Below are 16957 nucleotides of genomic sequence, written 5' to 3'. Positions count from 1 at the left end.
TTTAGAATGCTTCTTCTTTACGTGCTGTTAATACTTCTACGCCATCAGAGGTCACCGCAAGGGTATGTTCCCACTGAGCTGATAGACGACCATCGCGTGTCTCCACTGTCCATTGATCACCTTTAAGCTTTGTTTGTGCCTTACCTGCGTTAATCATCGGCTCAATGGTAAAAGTCATGCCTTCTTGCAATGCCATACCTGTATTTCGTTTGCCATAGTGGAGTACCTGAGGTTCCTCGTGAAAAACCTTACCAATGCCATGACCGCAGTAGTCGCGGACTACAGAATAGTGGTTTTTTTCAGCGTAGGTTTGAATTACATGGCCGATATCTCCTAGCTGAGTGCCGGGTTTTACCAGCTCTATGGCTTTATATAGACACTCTTGTGTTATTTTCGTCAGTCTATGAGCATGCGGTGCGACTTTGCCAACATAAAACATTTTACTGGTATCGCCGTGGTAGCCATCATAGATAACGGTGACATCGATATTCACTAGGTCGCCTTCTTTCAATATTTTCTTTTCTGATGGAATACCGTGGCACACTACTTGATTAACCGATGTACAGATAGACTTTGGAAACCCTTTATAGTTGAGTGGAGCAGGGATAGCTTTTTGCACATCCACAATGTAGTCATGGCAGATTCGGTCAAGTTCAGCTGTCGTCACCCCAGGCTTTACATAAGGCTCAATCATTTCTAAAACTTCAGCGGCTTTTCTGCCTGCCACTCGCATTTTTTGTATTTCTTCGGGCGTTTTAATACTAACGGTCATCGCGCGATCCAAGGAATGTGTCGTTGTTAATTGGGGGTGCATTCTAAACTAAAGCGTTCGATGACGCATACCTATTAGAAGCTGGTCTTGGGGAAAACGTACTTTGTACGCATTAGCTAAAGCTCTGAGATTAGATTTAGAACCGGTTAGTAAGCAGTTGATAAATGTTTCAGTCTAAAGAATACGCACTGATAGATTCTTTATCTATTTAATCGATTTTTTTGACAATTGTCCGGTTTTTGCAAAAAGCTTTGACTACAATGTAAGCACTATCTCGACAGAACTACTTAATTAGCGAGGGAATAATAAGATGTCGGTTGTAAAGTATGTAGGTATTATTTTTCTATGTGGTATATCGAGTTTTGCATTGTCAGGAACGACCACGGATGAGATTAAGTTAGCGCAGGATCAGGTGACCGAATATAAAACCCTTAGGTCAGAGTGTGCCGCGGCCCAGGGAGCAGAGCGTAAAATGTGCTTTAGTGAGTTACATGCGGCTACAGAAGATTATAGAAAGGCTAAAAAAGTGTTGGCTAGCCACAAATCTAAACGGGGCTATATCCTTGCTGATCAGGGGCGCTAAGTAAGGTTAAGACCTTAAAAATTCAAGTCAAAGGCCGCCGATTGCGGCCTTTTTTGTGCTTAGTGAAAAAAACTATTTTGAATTAGTTGGTTTCGTGGTATAAAGCGCGCCCACTTACAGCGATTTTGCTGCTTAAGTGGACAAAATCACATAAATTAATCGTCACACACATATCGTCACGATAACCTGGGTGCTGCTGAAAAGCGGTTGGTTCTATTGGGATATGTGGAGGCTTAACCCAGTACAACAGGAAAATATTATGCCTATCGTTAGCATGCGAGATATGCTTCAAGCTGGTGTTCACTTCGGACATCAAACCCGTTATTGGAACCCAAAGATGTCACAATATATCTTTGGTGCGCGCAACAAAATTCATATTGTCAACTTAGAACACACTGTTCCTGCTTTTAACGAAGCGCTTGCAGTTGTTCAGAAAATGGCGAGTCAGAAGAAGAAAATATTATTTGTAGGGACTAAGAGAGCGGCACAGAAAGCTGTCAAAGAGCAAGCTTCTCGCGTTGGTATGCCTTATGTTAGCCACCGCTGGTTGGGTGGTATGTTGACTAACTACAAAACTATTCGTGCTTCTATTCGTCGTTACCGTGACTTAGAAACGCAAAGTACTGATGGTACATTTGACAAGCTGACCAAAAAAGAAGCTTTGATGCGCACTCGTATGATGAATAAGTTGGAGTTGTCCATCGGTGGTATCAAAGATATGGGTGGTCTTCCTGATGCAATGTTTGTGATCGACGTGGATCATGAGCGCATTGCTGTACAAGAAGCCAATAAACTTGGTATCCCTGTATTTGGTGTTGTTGATACTAATAGTGATCCAGCTGGTATTGATTACGTTATCCCTGGTAATGACGATGCGATTCGTGCCATTAAGCTTTACGTGACTGCAATGGCTGATGCTTGTGCTGAAGGTGCTCACGAAGCAGCACACGGCGTATCGCAAGACGAATTCGTGGAAGAAGTTAACGACGATAATGCGGCTGAGTCAGCTAGTTAATTATCAAGCTCGTTTTTTAGGGCAAACAAGCCCTGATTAAAAAAGAGGGTGGCGACACCCTTTTTTTAAATCTGAATATTGGCGCTGGTATATTTTTGTACACAGAGGCCATTCAATTTTATCGAATATTGTAAATCGAAATTTAGTGAGGGTATTGACGTGGCAGTATCTGCTTCTCTTGTAAAAGAACTTCGCGAGCGTACTGGTCTTGGTATGCTTGAGTGTAAAAAGGCATTAAAAGAAACTGATGGTGATATCGATCTTGCCATTGAAAACTTGCGTAAAGCTTCTGGCTTAAAAGCGGCGAAGAAGGCTGATCGTACAGCAGCGGAAGGTATTATTGTTGCTAAAGCAGCTGACGATGGTTCTTATGGTGTAATTGTTGAAGTGAACAGTGAAACCGATTTTGTTGCTCGCGACCAGGGCTTTATTGATTTTGCTCAATCGGTATTGGCAAAAGCTTTTGCTGATAAAGCTTCAGACGTTGCTGCATTAGTAGATGAAGAAATAGAAAGTGCTCGCCAAGCTTTGGTTCAAAAGATTGGTGAAAACATCGGTGTTCGTCGTGTTTCTTGTATCGAGCCTGAAGCAGGTGTCGTTGGCTTATACTTGCATTCTAATAACCGTATCGCCACGTTAGTAGAATTGAAAGCTGGCAATGTTGAGCTTGCTAAAGATGTGGCAATGCATGTAACAGCTGTAAACCCTCAGGTGGTTAATCCTTCTGATATGCCTGAAGCGGTTGTTGAGAAAGAGAAAGATATCATCAAAGCACAACCTGATATGGCCGGCAAGCCGGAAAATATCGTTGAAAAAATGATGACTGGCCGTATTAACAAGTTCCTTAAAGAGAATAGCTTAGTGGAACAAGCTTTCGTTAAAGATCCTGAAGTAACTGTTGGCCAGCTTGTGAAAAAAGCAGAAGCTGAAGTTAAGCAGTTTATCCGCTACGAAGTGGGTGAGGGGATTGAGAAAGCAGAGGAAGATTTCGCTGCTGAAGTTGCTGCTCAGGTTGCTGCATCAAAAGCATAATCTCAGTAAAGCCACAGTTTAGGGGATTTTCTAAGATCCTCTAACGCTTGTGTGCACTAATTGAAAAAGGCGGGCTGCATTTCCCGCCTTTTTGCTGTTACACTTCTGCGAATTTTTTGTCTCAATGAGGAATCTGAATGGCGAATACAACTGATCGCAAATATAAACGCATATTACTCAAGCTCAGTGGCGAAGAGTTGATGGGAACCGAAGGTTTTGGCATCGATCCCAAAGTGCTAGACAAAATGGCACTAGAAATTGGTCAGTTAGTGGGTATTGGTGTTCAGGTTGCCTTAGTGATTGGTGGTGGCAACCTATTTCGTGGTGCAGCTTTGAGCGAAGCCGGTCTCGATCGCGTAACAGGCGACCATATGGGCATGCTGGCTACGGTTATGAATGCCTTAGCACTTAGAGATGCATTAGAGCGAAGTAATATTTCTTCTAACGTAATGTCCGCAATACCTATGAGTGGCATGGTAGATCACTATGATCGCCGTAAAGCTATTCGCCAATTAGAAAGTGGTGAAGTGGTAATTTTTTCAGCAGGCACAGGTAATCCTTTCTTCACGACTGACTCAGCCGCATGTCTCAGAGCCATCGAAGTTGAAGCAGAGTTAGTGTTAAAAGCCACCAAGGTCGACGGTGTTTATTCGGCCGACCCAGTCAAATTTCCCGATGCCACCAAGTTTGATCAATTAAGCTACGATAAAGTGCTGGCAGACAAGTTGGGTGTAATGGATCTGACTGCTATCTGCTTATGCCAAGACCAAGGTCTGCCAATTCGGGTCTTTAAAATGGCTAAAGCCGGGGCTCTGTTGAAAATTGTGGTAGGCGAACATGAAGGCACATTAATTTCTGCCGAATAAAATATACCAAGAGGAAGCAGCTACATGATAAATGATATAAAAGCTGATGCTGAAGAACGTATGGCTAAGAGTGTTGATGTTCTAGGTGTTAACTTTAACAAAATTCGTACAGGTCGTGCCCATCCAACCTTACTCGACGGTATCATGGTGTCTTACTATGGTAGCCCTACGCCATTGGCTCAGGTGGCCAACGTATCTATCCTGGATGCTCGTACTTTGTCGATTAGCCCATGGGAAAAGAATCTCGTACCTGATATCGAAAAAGCGATAATGAAATCAGACTTGGGGCTAAACCCTTCTACTACCGGCGATCTTATCCGAATTCCTATGCCACCTTTGACCGAAGAAACACGCAAAGGCTATATTAAGCAGGCTAAGAGTGAGGCCGAAGCGGGCCGTGTATCAATACGTAATATTCGTCGTGATGCCATTGCTACGCTTAAGGATTTGCTAAAAGAAAAGGAAATTAGCGAAGATGATGAGCGTCGCGCACAAGATGATATTCAAAAAATTACAGATAAGTACATCGCTAATGTCGATAAAGCACTAGCGGGAAAAGAAGCTGACTTGATGGAAATCTAAGCGCCTTTAAAACGTCATATAAGTCCTCGCCGTCGTGGATCGCTTCTGTTATACGTGACGGTGAACTTAGGGTCTGGTGATGAAAATCCAATAGGCCCTATTCAAAAATCGATTTTTAAACAACTTTCATTTAAAGTTGCGCAAATTCTTCGGAGAACATATTTGTGAGTTCAGCTAGTTTAAGGCATATCGCTATTATTATGGATGGCAATAATCGCTGGGCAAAACGTCAAGGCAAGCAAGGCATTGCCGGTCATCGAGTGGGTGTTGAACGCATTCGTAATGTGCTGACCGCGTGCCGTAAAGACGGTGTAGAGACGCTTACTTTATTTGCTTTCAGCAGTGAAAACTGGCGCCGCCCTCCGAAGGAAGTAGAAGCATTAATGGGGCTTTTCTATAGTTACCTTAAAAAGGAAGCGCGCAAGCTTGCACAAGAAGGGGTAAGACTTAAGGTAATTGGTAACCGAACACGGTTTTCACCACGTTTATGTGATGCCATTGAAGAGGCCGAGTCTATTGCCGACGGTACGGAGTCTACTCTGGCTATCGCAGCTGACTATGGCGGTTGTTGGGATATTGTGCAGGCTTCACAAAAAATTGCCCAGCGAGTTGCCGCGGGTGAAATGCAAGTTAGCGATATTACCGAACAAACCATGACGGATCACATTTCGACCGCAGGCCTACCGCCGTTGGACTTGTTGATTAGAACAGGCGGAGAGTATCGCATCAGTAATTTTTTACTCTGGCAAGCGGCATATGCAGAGCTGTATTTTAGTGATTTGCTCTGGCCTGAATTTGATGATGTGGCTTTGAGAAAAGCCATGCAAGAATTTTATTCCCGTCAGCGTCGATTTGGCAAAAATGGCGACCAAATCGAGAAGGAGGCTGCAACGGGTGCTTAAGCAGCGAGTATTAACCGCTAGCGTATTAGCTATAGTTTTTGTCAGCATTCTATTTTACTTACCTTGGTTTGTATTTTCGGCAGCCATGGGTGTGGTGATGTTGATTGGTGCTTGGGAGTGGGCGAATTTATCTGGCCTCAGCAATTTCCTCTCACGGATTCTTTACGTACTCTTCATCGGGGGTGCTGCCTGCACCTGCGCATGGTTGACCATATGGTCTGATGATATTGCTTCACTCAAAGCCTTGTTGATTGCTGCTTGTATATGGTGGGCGATATCTTTACTTTGGATTCAAAGCTTTCCTACCAGCGCGATTATATGGGGGTCTGTTCCTGCTCGCCTTGTGATGGGAATATTTGTGTTAATTCCCGCTTGGCTGTCGCATGTTTTCCTGCGTATTGAACCTTCAGGTGCTCTGCTAATATTGTTGGTGGTTTTGTTGGTAGCAGCAGCCGATATAGGAGCCTATTTCTCTGGTCGGGCCATAGGAAAACGCAAACTCGCGCCTTCGGTCAGTCCTGGAAAGTCATGGGAAGGTGTTTTGGGCGGTGCTATTCTTGCGCTAGTGTTAGCGATTGTTTTTAATTTCTTTTTGGGTGGCCATGCTTGGTTGTCATTATTTTTGATTGTCATTCCCACCTCACTGGTTTCTGTTGTCGGAGACTTGTTGGAAAGCATGGTAAAACGTCATCGCGGTGTCAAAGATAGCAGCCAGCTGCTGCCGGGGCATGGAGGCGTTCTCGATAGAATTGATGGTTTGTTAGCGGCGACCCCAGTATTTGCATTAGCTGTTATCTCTACACATTGGCAAATATAGAGATTAGAAATGCAAAATATCACGATATTAGGAGCAACAGGTTCAATTGGAAAAAGCACGCTTGCCGTGCTAGAGCATCATCGTGAGCAATTCTCTGTTTACGCTTTAACGGCCAAAACAAACGTGACTGTTTTAGCCCAACAATGCCTAGAATTTTCTCCCCGTTATGCAGTCGTTGCCGATCAGCAAAGTGCTGAGCAACTTAATACATTACTTGTTGGTCGTGAATCTAGTACTGAAGTGCTTGTGGGTACCAATGCCTATGAAGAGGTTGCCGCTGCGTCTGAGGTCGACATTGTTATGGCTGCAATCGTCGGTGCTGCTGGTTTAAGTCCAACCTTAGCCGCTGCCAAAGCGGGTAAAAAAGTGCTGCTCGCGAATAAAGAAGCCTTAGTTATGAGTGGCAGTTTGTTCAAGGCTGAAATAGAGCGTAGCGGCGGTCAGTTGCTACCGATCGATAGTGAACATAATGCTATCTTCCAGTGTTTGCCTGAGGACTTTACTTCGATAGAGGCTGCTGGTATTAGCAAAATATTGTTGACTGGCTCCGGTGGTCCGTTTAGAACAACGGATCTTGCCATGTTCAGTCGTATCACTCCTGAGCAAGCCTGTGCTCATCCCAACTGGTCTATGGGGCGCAAAATATCTGTTGATTCTGCGACTATGATGAATAAGGGGTTGGAGTTTATCGAAGCCTGTTGGTTGTTTAACGGTGATGCTAGTGTCATAGATATTGTCGTGCATCCGCAGAGTATTATTCATTCTATGGTGCAATACACCGATGGCTCTGTGATTGCGCAAATGGGTAATCCTGACATGAGGATTCCTATTGCTCATTGTTTAGCTTGGCCTAAGCGAATGAACTCAGGGGTTGAGGCGCTGGATTTTACAAAGGCCGGTGCATTAACTTTTGAGTCTCCAGATTTTAAGCGCTTCCCTTGTTTACGCTTGGCAATTGATACGTTTAAAGCTGGCAAAGACTATGCGGTGGCCCTAAACGCGGCAAATGAGGTAGCTGTGGATATGTTTTTAGATAAACGTATACAGTTTCCAGATATATATCGTCTTATTTCGTCAGTGTTGGAAATATGGCAAGCAGTAGAACCAGATTCCATTAGCGCTGTCATAGATGCGGATGTCAAAGCAAGGTCGGAGGCTTATCGCCTTGCAGAACTTCTGTGAAAATAAACATAAACATAGTGGTTTAGTGTGATAGATAGTTTGACAACAGTTATTTCCTTTTTAGTAGCTATCATCATTTTGGTGTCTGTACACGAGTTTGGACATTTTTATGTGGCTCGGCGTTGTGGTGTCAAAGTGATTCGCTTCTCTATTGGTTTTGGTAAACGTATTTTTACTCGCAAGGATAAATACGGAACTGAATTCGCCTTATCTGCTTTGCCTCTCGGTGGCTATGTAAAAATGGTAGATGAGAGAGAAGGAGAAGTTGCCGAAGAAGATAAACCCTTTAGTTACAATTCGAAAACGGTTTGGCAGCGCATTGCGATCGCAGCTGCAGGTCCCCTGGCTAATTTCTTATTAGCGCTATTGCTCTATTGGTGCTCTCATTTTCTGCAAGGTACAACAGCGGTTTCACCTGTGATCGGTAAAGTTGATGAAGGTTCTATTGCCGCGCAAGCCCGCTTGGTTAGCGGCCAAGAAATTATTGCTATCGACGGTGAACCGACACCCACTCGACGCGCTGTTGCTATGTACTTGCTCAACCGCTTAGGTGAGTCGGGAAGTATTCGTTTTACCACTAAATACCCCGAGTCAGAGCTGAAATATGAATCCGAGGCAACACTTGATAATTGGCTTAGAGGTACCGAGGCACCTGACCCCATTAAAGGCTTAGGCTTGGAATTCTATTATCCGCAATTACCGAAAGTTATCGATAATGTGCTTGATGGCAGTGCTGCCCAGAAAGCAGGTTTTGAGGCGGGTGATATTTTGGTGCAGATGGATGATAAAGAAATTGATTCTTGGCAATCCTGGGTTAACTATGTGCGTGAGCGCCCAGGCAAGCAAATCGAAGTTGTGGTTGAGCGCAATGGCCAGCAACTGGATTTACTTCTGACTCCAGAAGAAATAAAAAATGCGCAGGGCGAAATAAGCGGTCGAGCAGGTGTTTCAGTGAAGGTCCCCACCTTCCCTGAAGAAATGATTCGCCGGCATGAATATGGTGTGTTAGATGCAATGACTGCTAGTGTGAAGGAGACATGGAAAACAGGTGTATTTGTTTTAGTTTCGATGAGGAAGCTGATTTTCGGAGAAATATCGACTAAAAACTTGAGTGGGCCTATTGGCATTGCTAAAGTTGCCGCCTCTCATGCTGAACATGGTTTTTGGGCATTTATTGCGTTTTTGGCTCACCTGAGCATTGTTTTGGGTGTTCTCAATTTATTGCCTATTCCTATACTTGATGGCGGACACATATTGTTTTGTCTTATCGAGTGGGTTAAGGGAAGCCCAGTATCTGATGATGTACAAGTTTGGGGTTTAAAAATGGGCATGATTATGATTTTTGGAGTCATGATTATTGCGTTTTACAATGACATTTTGCGTCTTTAGTGACAGTAACAAGGCTTGGTTGATTTCCTTTGTATAGCATGATTCGATTGTTTGTAGTTTTGGTAATGGCTTTTGCAGCAACACACGTGCAGGCCGTAAGTTTTAGAGTAAGTGATATTCGTCTCGAAGGTTTGCAGCGTGTTTCCGCAAGCCCGGTTTTTGCTGCCATGCCAGTACGTGTTGGTGATACGGTTGACGATGAAGATGTTCGAGGCATTATACGTTCCTTGTTCGCCACCGGATTTTTTGCCAATGTGCAAATTGCTCGTGACGATGGTGTGTTGATTATTATCCTGCAAGAACGACCAGCGATTAAAAGTATTGAGATCGATGGTAACAAAGCCATTAAAACTGAACAGTTAACGGAGATCATGACCGATAACGGTTTGGCTGAAGGGGAAATATTACAACGCCAAGTTTTACAGGGTATCGCGCGTGAGTTGGAGCGGCAATATATTGCGCAAGCCCGCTATGGTGCTACTGTTGATGTTGAAGTTAATGAGTTACCCAACAGTTTAGTATCGATTGATATCCAAGTGGATGAAGGTAGCGCCGCAAAGATTCGTCATATTAACTTTATTGGTAATGAACTCTACAGTGATGAAGAGTTATTAGATCTATTCGAGTTGAGATCTACTAAGTGGTATAAGTTTTTTTCAAGTGCCGATAAATATGCCAAAGAAAAGTTAACAGGCGATATCGAAAACCTAGAGTCCTTTTACCTAGACCGAGGCTATCTTGACTTTAAAGTCGTGTCTTCACAAATCTCTATTAGCCCAGATAAAAAGGGTGTATTTATTACCTTAAATTTGAGTGAAGGTAGTAAGTATACGGTTAAAGATGTCGACCTTGCTGGTGATCCTATCATTGCAGAAAATACGGTAAGACGACTGTTTTTACTGCGTGAAGGCGATACTTTTTCGCAGGCAAGGATGACTGGTACCTCAGAATATATCACCACATTACTCGGTAATGCTGGCTATACCAACGCTTCTGTTGAAGGTATTCCCAAAAAAGATGAAGCAGAGAAAACCGTAGATATCACTTTCTTTGTGGACCCAGGCAAGCGCGTTTATGTTCGCCGAATAGAGTTTTCTGGTAACACTAAAACTGCCGATGATGTATTGCGTCGCGAGATGCGACAACTGGAAGGCTCTTCAGCTTCCAATGCGCGAATTGAGAATTCTAAAGTCCGTTTAGAACGTATAGGCTATTTTAAAGAAGTCACTGTGGAAACAGAAGATGTACCCGGTCACAGCGATTTAGTTGATGTTAAATATAAGGTAGAAGAACAGCCTTCTGGTAGTGTACAAGGCAGTGTTGGTTATTCGGAAGCCTTTGATGTTACTCTGGGAGCTAGCGTTCGCGAAAACAATTGGCTGGGGACGGGCAAACAAGTTGAGTTTAGTATCAACCATAACCGTTTCCAAGATGTCTATAGTTTTAGCTATAACGACCCATACTTTACACCTGATGGTGTTAGTCGCGGCTTCAGTGTTTTCTATCGCAGTTCAGATTTCACCAGTGCTAACTTTGGCAGCAGCTTTTCTTCAGACTCTGCTGGGGCTACGGTAAATTTTGGTTATCCTATTTCAGAGATTTCTTTCCTCCGGTTTGGTTTAGGTTTGACCACCCAAGAATTAAAGATTGGTCCGGGTGTTGCGAGCCAAATTCGTCAGAGCCCATTTTTCATTGATGGGGTTGATCTGGCTTACATTACCCAATCTGATTTCGAAGCTAATTCAACTGCGTTTAACAACTTAAGAACGACCCCTGAGTTTGTTTTAGATACTAATGCGGTGACACAGAGTGTTCTACCTCCGGCCGAAGAGCCTGGTTTTATCGATAAGTTTGGTAACCAGTTCAACAGTGCAATTGCTACACTTACATGGCGCAGAAACACTCTTAATAGAGGTATCTTAGCAACGCGAGGGAACTCGCAAACTATTAATTTTGAAGCCACAATCCCAGGCAGTGATCTTGAATACTTTAAATTGACCTACGATGCGCAATTATTTGTGCCGCTATCCAAGCAGTTTACCCTGCGCTTTCGTACTAAGTTGGGGTATGGCGACGGCTATGGCAAGCAAGATGAATTGCCGTTTTTTGAAAACTTTAGAACTGGTGGTATAGGCTCAGTACGGGGCTTCGAGCCGTTTACACTAGGTCCTTTGGATAGGCCTGCTGAGCAATATCTTACCTCATTTGCTGGCGCGCAAGACCTAAATGGTGACGGGATTAACGACGAACTTTTAGGGCCGGTTTACGTTTTATGTGAAGATCCGGGAGCCGCAGGCCAATTTGCCAACTGTACCCCAGGTCAACTTACAGTTGTACAGTCACAAGTTTCTAATAGGCGTATACGCTCAGCTGGTGGTGACTCGATTATTGAGTTCAGTACGGAGCTGCTGTTACCTATTCCCTTTGCAGAGGACACTCGTTCTATGCAATTGGTGGCATTTTTTGACGCAGGTAATGTATTTACGAGCAATTGTCGGGAAGAGCAAATTAACTGTTTCGACTTTGACCCAAGTGAATTACGCACCTCTTATGGCTTAGGATTCAAGTGGTTGTCGGGCTTTGGGCCAATGACCTTTAGTTTGGCTAAACCCTTACAAGAAAGAGAGTTTGACGACACCAAACGCTTCCAGTTTTCATTCGGCGCAGGGTTTTAACTCCCGCACATGTGGCCATATTATTTGACTTAATCGCAAGGACTGGAACAACTTAGCACGACTTTTGACTTCCAGTTGAAGTATTATGACGGTGCGCGCTGAATAAAGGGAATTGATATAATTATAGCCGGGTGTACGAGGTGTTAATGTTAGATTAAGCTTGGCTCAGCTAACGTTTAACTAAGTCAAGGCAACAGAGCTTAAGATTTGGGCTTTAGGCCCACATCAATCAGCGCATTAGATCGAAAAGCTGGAAATATGGATTTATAGATTTATAGATTCATAAAAATATACAAAGAAGAATGAGAGCTATCGTACTTTCGCTCTTCAATATAATTACATTGAGTTTATGATACTTGGGAGTGTGTTTACATGTTTAAAAAATCCTTACTAGCGGCTGCTTTCTTAGCCTTTAGTCAGTTAACTTTAGCGGGAAGCATCGTTGTTTTTGACCACGAAGAAGCGCTATTGAAAACCAAGAGTGCCAAGCAAAAAATCGAGCAGCTTAAAGCCAAGCCTGAGTATGCCCGCATGTTGACTCAAGCAGAAAGTTTACGTGCAGATCTAGAAGCTTTAAGCAAAGAAGCATCTTCCAAAGGCCTTACATGGAGCGATGCAGAAAAAGCAGAACAACGTAAGAAAATTGAATATATCCAGGCCGATCTCAAGCTTGCAGCACAAAAATTACAAGCCGAGAATAGTGCCCTTATGCAGGCTATTAGCGTTGAAATGCAACCTAAACTGCAAAAAGCCCTGACAACATATATTGATAAAAAAGATATCGACTTAGTATTGAGAAAGCAAGTCAGTTATATCTCTAAGCCAGCAGCAGATATTACTGCGGACATCACAGCAGAAATCGATAAATTGAAGTAGGCCTGAGCATTGATGCATAAGACATTGACTCTGGACGAAGTTGCCAAGGCTATTGGTGCTGATCTGCGTGGCGATGGACAAAGTACCGTTACTCGGTTGTGTTCGTTAGCTGATGCAACAGCAAATGATCTGACTTTCTTGTCTTCAAAAAGCTATAAGTCATACCTTGGCAGTACAGAAGCTTGCGCTGTTATTTTGACGGAAGAATTTGCCGAAGATTATAGTGGTAATGCGTTGATAGTAGATGATCCCTATCTTGCATACGCTAAAATTAGCGCTCTTTTTAGTACTAAGCCTGCACCCTCTAACAGTATACATCCGTCCGCGGTGATCGCCGATTCGGCAGTTATTGGCAATAATGTATCCGTCGGAGCCAATAGTGTTATTGAGGATAACGTCATCATTGGCGATGGCTGTGAAATTTATCCGGGTGTTGTTATTTCTGCCAATAGTAAGTTAGGTAATCACTGTATCATCTACGCCAATGTCAGCATTTATCACGATATTATTGTCGGCAATTACGTCACTATACATAGTAATAGTGTTATTGGTGCGGATGGCTTTGGTTTTGCTCCTTCCTCTAACGGTTGGGTTAAAATTCATCAAAATGGCCGCGTCATTATTGGTGATCACGTGGAAATTGGTGCGAGCACAACCATTGATCGCGGCGCAATATCCGATACTTTGGTCAAAGATGGCGCCATTATCGACAACCAGGTTCAAGTTGCTCACAATGTTGAAGTTGGTGAAAACACTGCAATTGCAGGTTGTGCAGGTATTGCAGGCAGTACCAAGATTGGTAAGAACTGTACCTTAGGTGGCGCTGTAGGTATGAGTGGGCATCTTAATATTGTAGATAATAGTCATTTCTTAGGTGGCACCGTAGTAACTTCAGGTACAAAAAAACCAGGTGTTTATGGTTCTAATACGCCCATGCAAGAAGCTCCGAAATGGCGAAAATGTTCAGTTAGATATCGGCAATTAGACGATGTTGTTAATCGCTTGAAGCGGCTGGAAAAGTTACAACAAACATAAAAACATTTTTTCTAATCGTTTATTAACAATAATTTATTTATTTCTGGGGCACATTATAAATGATGGATGTAGTTGAAATTCGTAAATATCTTCCTCATCGTTATCCGTTTTTACTCATTGATAGGGTCGTTGAACTCGAAGAAGGCAAAAGAATACTTGCCTATAAAAATATCTCTGTTAATGAAGAGGTTTTTGAAGGTCATTTTCCTCACTATCCAGTTTTTCCTGGTGTCATGTTGATTGAAGCAATGGCTCAAGCCTGTGGTGTTCTAGGATTTAAAACCATGGGCAAAACACCTGATGATGGTTCGATTTATCTGTTTGCAGGTATCGATAATGTGCGCTTTAAGCGCTTGGTTATTCCTGGTGATAGAGTGTTTTTTGAAGCTAAGATTGTTTCAGAAAAAAGAGGCATCTGGAAATTTGAATGTGTTGCTAAAGTGGATGATGAATTAGTGACGAGCGCTACTATCATGTGTGCTGATAGAGCAGTTTAATACCAAGGCAGATAGCAATCACCTATGACTGATCAAACAGTAGATAACAGAGCTATTATTGATCCCAGTGCTGAAATTGGCGAAGGGGTTAAAATTGGCCCGTGGTCCATTATTGGAGCTGGAGTTAAAATTGGTGATAATACCGAGATTGCCTCCCATGTTGTTGTTAAAGGCTCTACTACGATCGGAAAGAATAATCGCATCTTGCAATTCTCTTCGATTGGAGAAGACACGCCGGATCTTAAATATAAAGGCGAAGATACTCGCCTTATTATTGGAGATAACAATGTTATTCGCGAGGGAGTGACCATTCATCGAGGCACTGTCCAGGATGCATCTGAGACTGTGATTGGTAACGATAATTTGTTGATGGCCTATGTTCATATTGGCCATGACAGCCGAGTCGGTAATCACTGCATCTTTGTTAATAACGCTTCCTTGGCGGGTCATGTGGATGTTGGGGACTGGTCTATTTTAAGTGGCTATACTTTGGTACATCAATACTGTTATATCGGTGCTCATAGCTTTACAGGGATGGGAAGCGCTGTCGGAAAAGATATACCGGCGTTTGTTACTGTTGCTGGTGCCCCTGCTGCTGCTCGCAGTATTAATGCAGAGGGTTTAAAACGTCGTGGTTTTAGCAAAGAACAGATAACCAATCTCAACAAAGCTTTTAAAATTATTTATCGCCGTGGATTAACCCTAGAAAATGCAATGGAAGAGCTACTTCTCTTACCTGATGACGGTGAAATAAAAGTACTTTACGATTCCCTAACAAGCTCTAAGCGTGGGATTGTCCGTTAATTAATTGCCACATTTTTAGGGCTCAACCCAACTATGAAATCTCCTTCTCGTATCGCCATTGTTGTTGGTGAAGACTCTGGTGATTTACTCGGTACTGGTCTAATTAAAGCCCTAAAAGCGCGCTACCCTGATTGCATTTTCGAAGGTGTGGGTGGGCGTCGTATGCTGGCAGAAGGGTTCATCTCTCATCATGCAATGGATCGCCTGGCGGTAATGGGATTGATAGAGCCCCTCAAACGTTTGCCTGAGCTGCTTGGGATTCGAAAATCTTTACGTCTGCGCTATAGCCAAAATCCACCCGATGTTTTTATTGGTATTGATGCTCCAGACTTTAATTTATCTTTAGAGCTTGCCCTTAGAGAAAAGGGCGTTAAGACTGTCCACTATGTCAGTCCTTCTGTCTGGGCGTGGAGGCAAGGTCGCGTTAAAAAGATAGCGCGCGCTGTGGATTTGATGCTGACTTTATTTCCTTTTGAGGCTGCTTTTTATCAGGATCACCGTGTACCAGTGGTGTGTGTTGGTCATACCCTTGCTGACCAGATACCTTTAGAAGATAAAAAGTATGAGAAAAGGCAACAGTTAGGCTTAGATGCTGAGGGAAAATATCTAGCAATTCTTCCTGGCAGTCGCAAGTCAGAAGTTGAGAAACTATGCCGTACTTTTTTGCAAGCGGCAGAGTTATGTCGGGCCAACGACCCGAATATTCATGTTCTGATTCCGGCGGCTAACAATGCACGCTATGAGCAAATAACGAGTATTGTGTCTGATTTTCCCAAACTCAATGTGCAATTATCAAAAGCCAATTCTCATGATGTTATGGCCGTGGCCGATGTTGTCCTGATTGCTTCTGGCACCAGCACACTAGAAGCATTGTTATTGAAACGCCCTATGGTTATTGCTTATCGCGTTGCAGGTCTTACTTTTTGGTTGCTCAAACGTCTGGTGAAGTCTAAATATGTCGGTTTGCCAAACCTACTCGCTGGTAAATCACTTGTACCTGAATTACTGCAAGATCAAGCAACGCCTGAGAATATAAGTGCTGAAATTATTAAAGCTTTGAACGATGATTCAAGGCAACAGCAACTTATTAACGAATACGTATCCATACATCAAACGCTGAAAAAAAATGCCGATGAAACGGCTGCTTCAGCGGTTGAAAATCTACTAAAGAACTCATAATGACAGCCGATCTTTTTACTATAGAAACAAACAATATGATAGTTGCAGGTACCGATGAAGTTGGACGAGGGCCCCTTGCCGGTGACGTTGTAGCAGCTGCTGTTATTCTAGGTAAAGATCACGGTATCGTAGGGTTAAATGATTCTAAAAAGCTTACCGAGAAAAAACGTCAAAACCTAAGTGAGCAAATAAAGCAACAATCTGCCGCATGGTGTATTGCCCGTGCAAGTGTAGCGGAGATTGACGAGCTAAATATTTTACATGCAAGCTTACTGGCAATGAAGCGTGCCGTTGATGGACTTAGCATTGTCCCTGAGCATGTTTTTGTTGATGGCAATAAACTACCTAAATGGCAGTATTCTTCTGAAGCCGTTGTTCAGGGAGATAGCCTTGTTGAAGAAATAAGTGCAGCGTCGATCCTGGCGAAAGTTGCACGTGATAACGAAATGGTAGCGTTTGATAAACAATATCCGAACTATGGTTTTGCCAAGCACAAAGGTTACCCCACAAAGACCCATATGGATGCATTAAAAGAGTTCGGGCCCTGTGCTATTCATCGCCGATCCTATGCCCCTGTTAAAAAGATTCTTGATAAATGTTAGTAAAAATATTTTTTTAAATGACAATGACATTTTTTACTTTGTAAGCTATAACTAACATTAAGTACGACAAAAAAATACATTTATTCTTTTAATACAAAAGTATAACTAACAATTTAATCTTTGTTTTTTTATGTCGTGGTAAAGGAATA

General features: G+C 43.0%; 17 protein-coding genes. 16 read left to right on the top strand and 1 reads right to left on the bottom strand.

Going from position 1 to position 16957, the window contains the following annotated elements; translation table 11 throughout:
• Position 1: 1 nt before the first annotated feature.
• The gene (gene map / locus BVC89_RS20475) at positions 2-772 is read right to left on the bottom strand and encodes a type I methionyl aminopeptidase (protein ID WP_086932982.1); all 771 of its coding nucleotides are present in this window, start codon (positions 770-772) and stop codon (positions 2-4) included.
• Positions 773-1082: 310 nt separating this feature from the next.
• Between map and BVC89_RS20470 the strand changes: the two genes are divergently transcribed.
• The 16 genes from BVC89_RS20470 (at position 1083) to rnhB (ending at position 16808) form a co-directional block, all read left to right on the top strand.
• Positions 1083-1355 carry a hypothetical protein gene (locus BVC89_RS20470; protein ID WP_086932981.1) on the top strand — a complete coding sequence of 91 codons (273 nt, stop codon included), beginning with the start codon at positions 1083-1085 and terminating at the stop codon, positions 1353-1355.
• Positions 1356-1614: 259 nt separating this feature from the next.
• Complete coding sequence (gene rpsB, locus BVC89_RS20465; protein WP_086932980.1) at positions 1615-2370, top strand: 30S ribosomal protein S2; 756 nt, start codon at positions 1615-1617, stop codon at positions 2368-2370.
• Positions 2371-2529: 159 nt separating this feature from the next.
• Positions 2530-3402 (top strand): translation elongation factor Ts, encoded by an 873-nt coding sequence (gene tsf / locus BVC89_RS20460; protein ID WP_086932979.1) that lies wholly within the window; start codon positions 2530-2532, stop codon positions 3400-3402.
• Positions 3403-3539: 137 nt separating this feature from the next.
• Complete coding sequence (gene pyrH, locus BVC89_RS20455; RefSeq protein ID WP_086932978.1) at positions 3540-4268, top strand: UMP kinase; 729 nt, start codon at positions 3540-3542, stop codon at positions 4266-4268.
• A gap of 24 nt (positions 4269-4292) precedes the next feature.
• Positions 4293-4850, top strand: a complete 558-nt coding sequence (gene frr / locus BVC89_RS20450) for a ribosome recycling factor (protein ID WP_086932977.1) — start codon at positions 4293-4295, stop codon at positions 4848-4850.
• A gap of 164 nt (positions 4851-5014) precedes the next feature.
• The gene (gene uppS, locus BVC89_RS20445; protein WP_086932976.1) at positions 5015-5752 is read left to right on the top strand and encodes a polyprenyl diphosphate synthase; all 738 of its coding nucleotides are present in this window, start codon (positions 5015-5017) and stop codon (positions 5750-5752) included.
• A complete protein-coding gene (locus BVC89_RS20440) occupies positions 5745-6569 on the top strand; it encodes a phosphatidate cytidylyltransferase (RefSeq protein WP_245929167.1) in 825 nt (274 codons plus the stop codon). The genes uppS and BVC89_RS20440 overlap by 8 nt, the downstream gene beginning before the upstream one ends.
• 9 nt (positions 6570-6578) lie before the next feature.
• Entirely contained in the window at positions 6579-7751 is a 1173-nt protein-coding gene (ispC, locus tag BVC89_RS20435) for a 1-deoxy-D-xylulose-5-phosphate reductoisomerase (protein WP_086932974.1), read from the top strand.
• A gap of 30 nt (positions 7752-7781) precedes the next feature.
• Positions 7782-9140: an RIP metalloprotease RseP gene (gene rseP / locus BVC89_RS20430; protein WP_086934696.1), complete on the top strand. Its 1359-nt coding sequence runs from the start codon at positions 7782-7784 to the stop codon at positions 9138-9140.
• Between the two features lie 38 nt (positions 9141-9178).
• Positions 9179-11815, top strand: a complete 2637-nt coding sequence (gene bamA, locus BVC89_RS20425) for an outer membrane protein assembly factor BamA (RefSeq protein ID WP_086932973.1) — start codon at positions 9179-9181, stop codon at positions 11813-11815.
• Positions 11816-12187: 372 nt separating this feature from the next.
• Positions 12188-12691: an OmpH/Skp family outer membrane protein gene (locus tag BVC89_RS20420; RefSeq protein WP_086932972.1), complete on the top strand. Its 504-nt coding sequence runs from the start codon at positions 12188-12190 to the stop codon at positions 12689-12691.
• Positions 12692-12703: 12 nt separating this feature from the next.
• The gene (gene lpxD / locus BVC89_RS20415; RefSeq protein WP_245929165.1) at positions 12704-13726 is read left to right on the top strand and encodes a UDP-3-O-(3-hydroxymyristoyl)glucosamine N-acyltransferase; all 1023 of its coding nucleotides are present in this window, start codon (positions 12704-12706) and stop codon (positions 13724-13726) included.
• A 59-nt stretch (positions 13727-13785) separates the two neighbouring features.
• The gene (gene fabZ, locus BVC89_RS20410) at positions 13786-14223 is read left to right on the top strand and encodes a 3-hydroxyacyl-ACP dehydratase FabZ (RefSeq protein WP_086932970.1); all 438 of its coding nucleotides are present in this window, start codon (positions 13786-13788) and stop codon (positions 14221-14223) included.
• 24 nt (positions 14224-14247) lie between these two features.
• A complete protein-coding gene (lpxA, locus tag BVC89_RS20405) occupies positions 14248-15027 on the top strand; it encodes an acyl-ACP--UDP-N-acetylglucosamine O-acyltransferase (protein WP_086932969.1) in 780 nt (259 codons plus the stop codon).
• A 33-nt stretch (positions 15028-15060) separates the two neighbouring features.
• On the top strand, positions 15061-16206 hold the full coding sequence (lpxB, locus tag BVC89_RS20400) for a lipid-A-disaccharide synthase (RefSeq protein WP_086932968.1): 1146 nt from the start codon (positions 15061-15063) through the stop codon (positions 16204-16206).
• A gap of 35 nt (positions 16207-16241) precedes the next feature.
• Positions 16242-16808 (top strand): ribonuclease HII, encoded by a 567-nt coding sequence (gene rnhB / locus BVC89_RS20395; RefSeq protein WP_086934695.1) that lies wholly within the window; start codon positions 16242-16244, stop codon positions 16806-16808.
• The last annotated feature ends 149 nt before the right edge of the window (positions 16809-16957 follow it).

Origin of the sequence: Agarilytica rhodophyticola (genome assembly GCF_002157225.2) — a bacterium.
Lineage (GTDB): Bacteria > Pseudomonadota > Gammaproteobacteria > Pseudomonadales > Cellvibrionaceae > Agarilytica > Agarilytica rhodophyticola.
The sequence above is the reverse complement of the archived record's forward strand: the minus strand, read 5'-3'. Positions and strand labels throughout refer to the sequence as shown.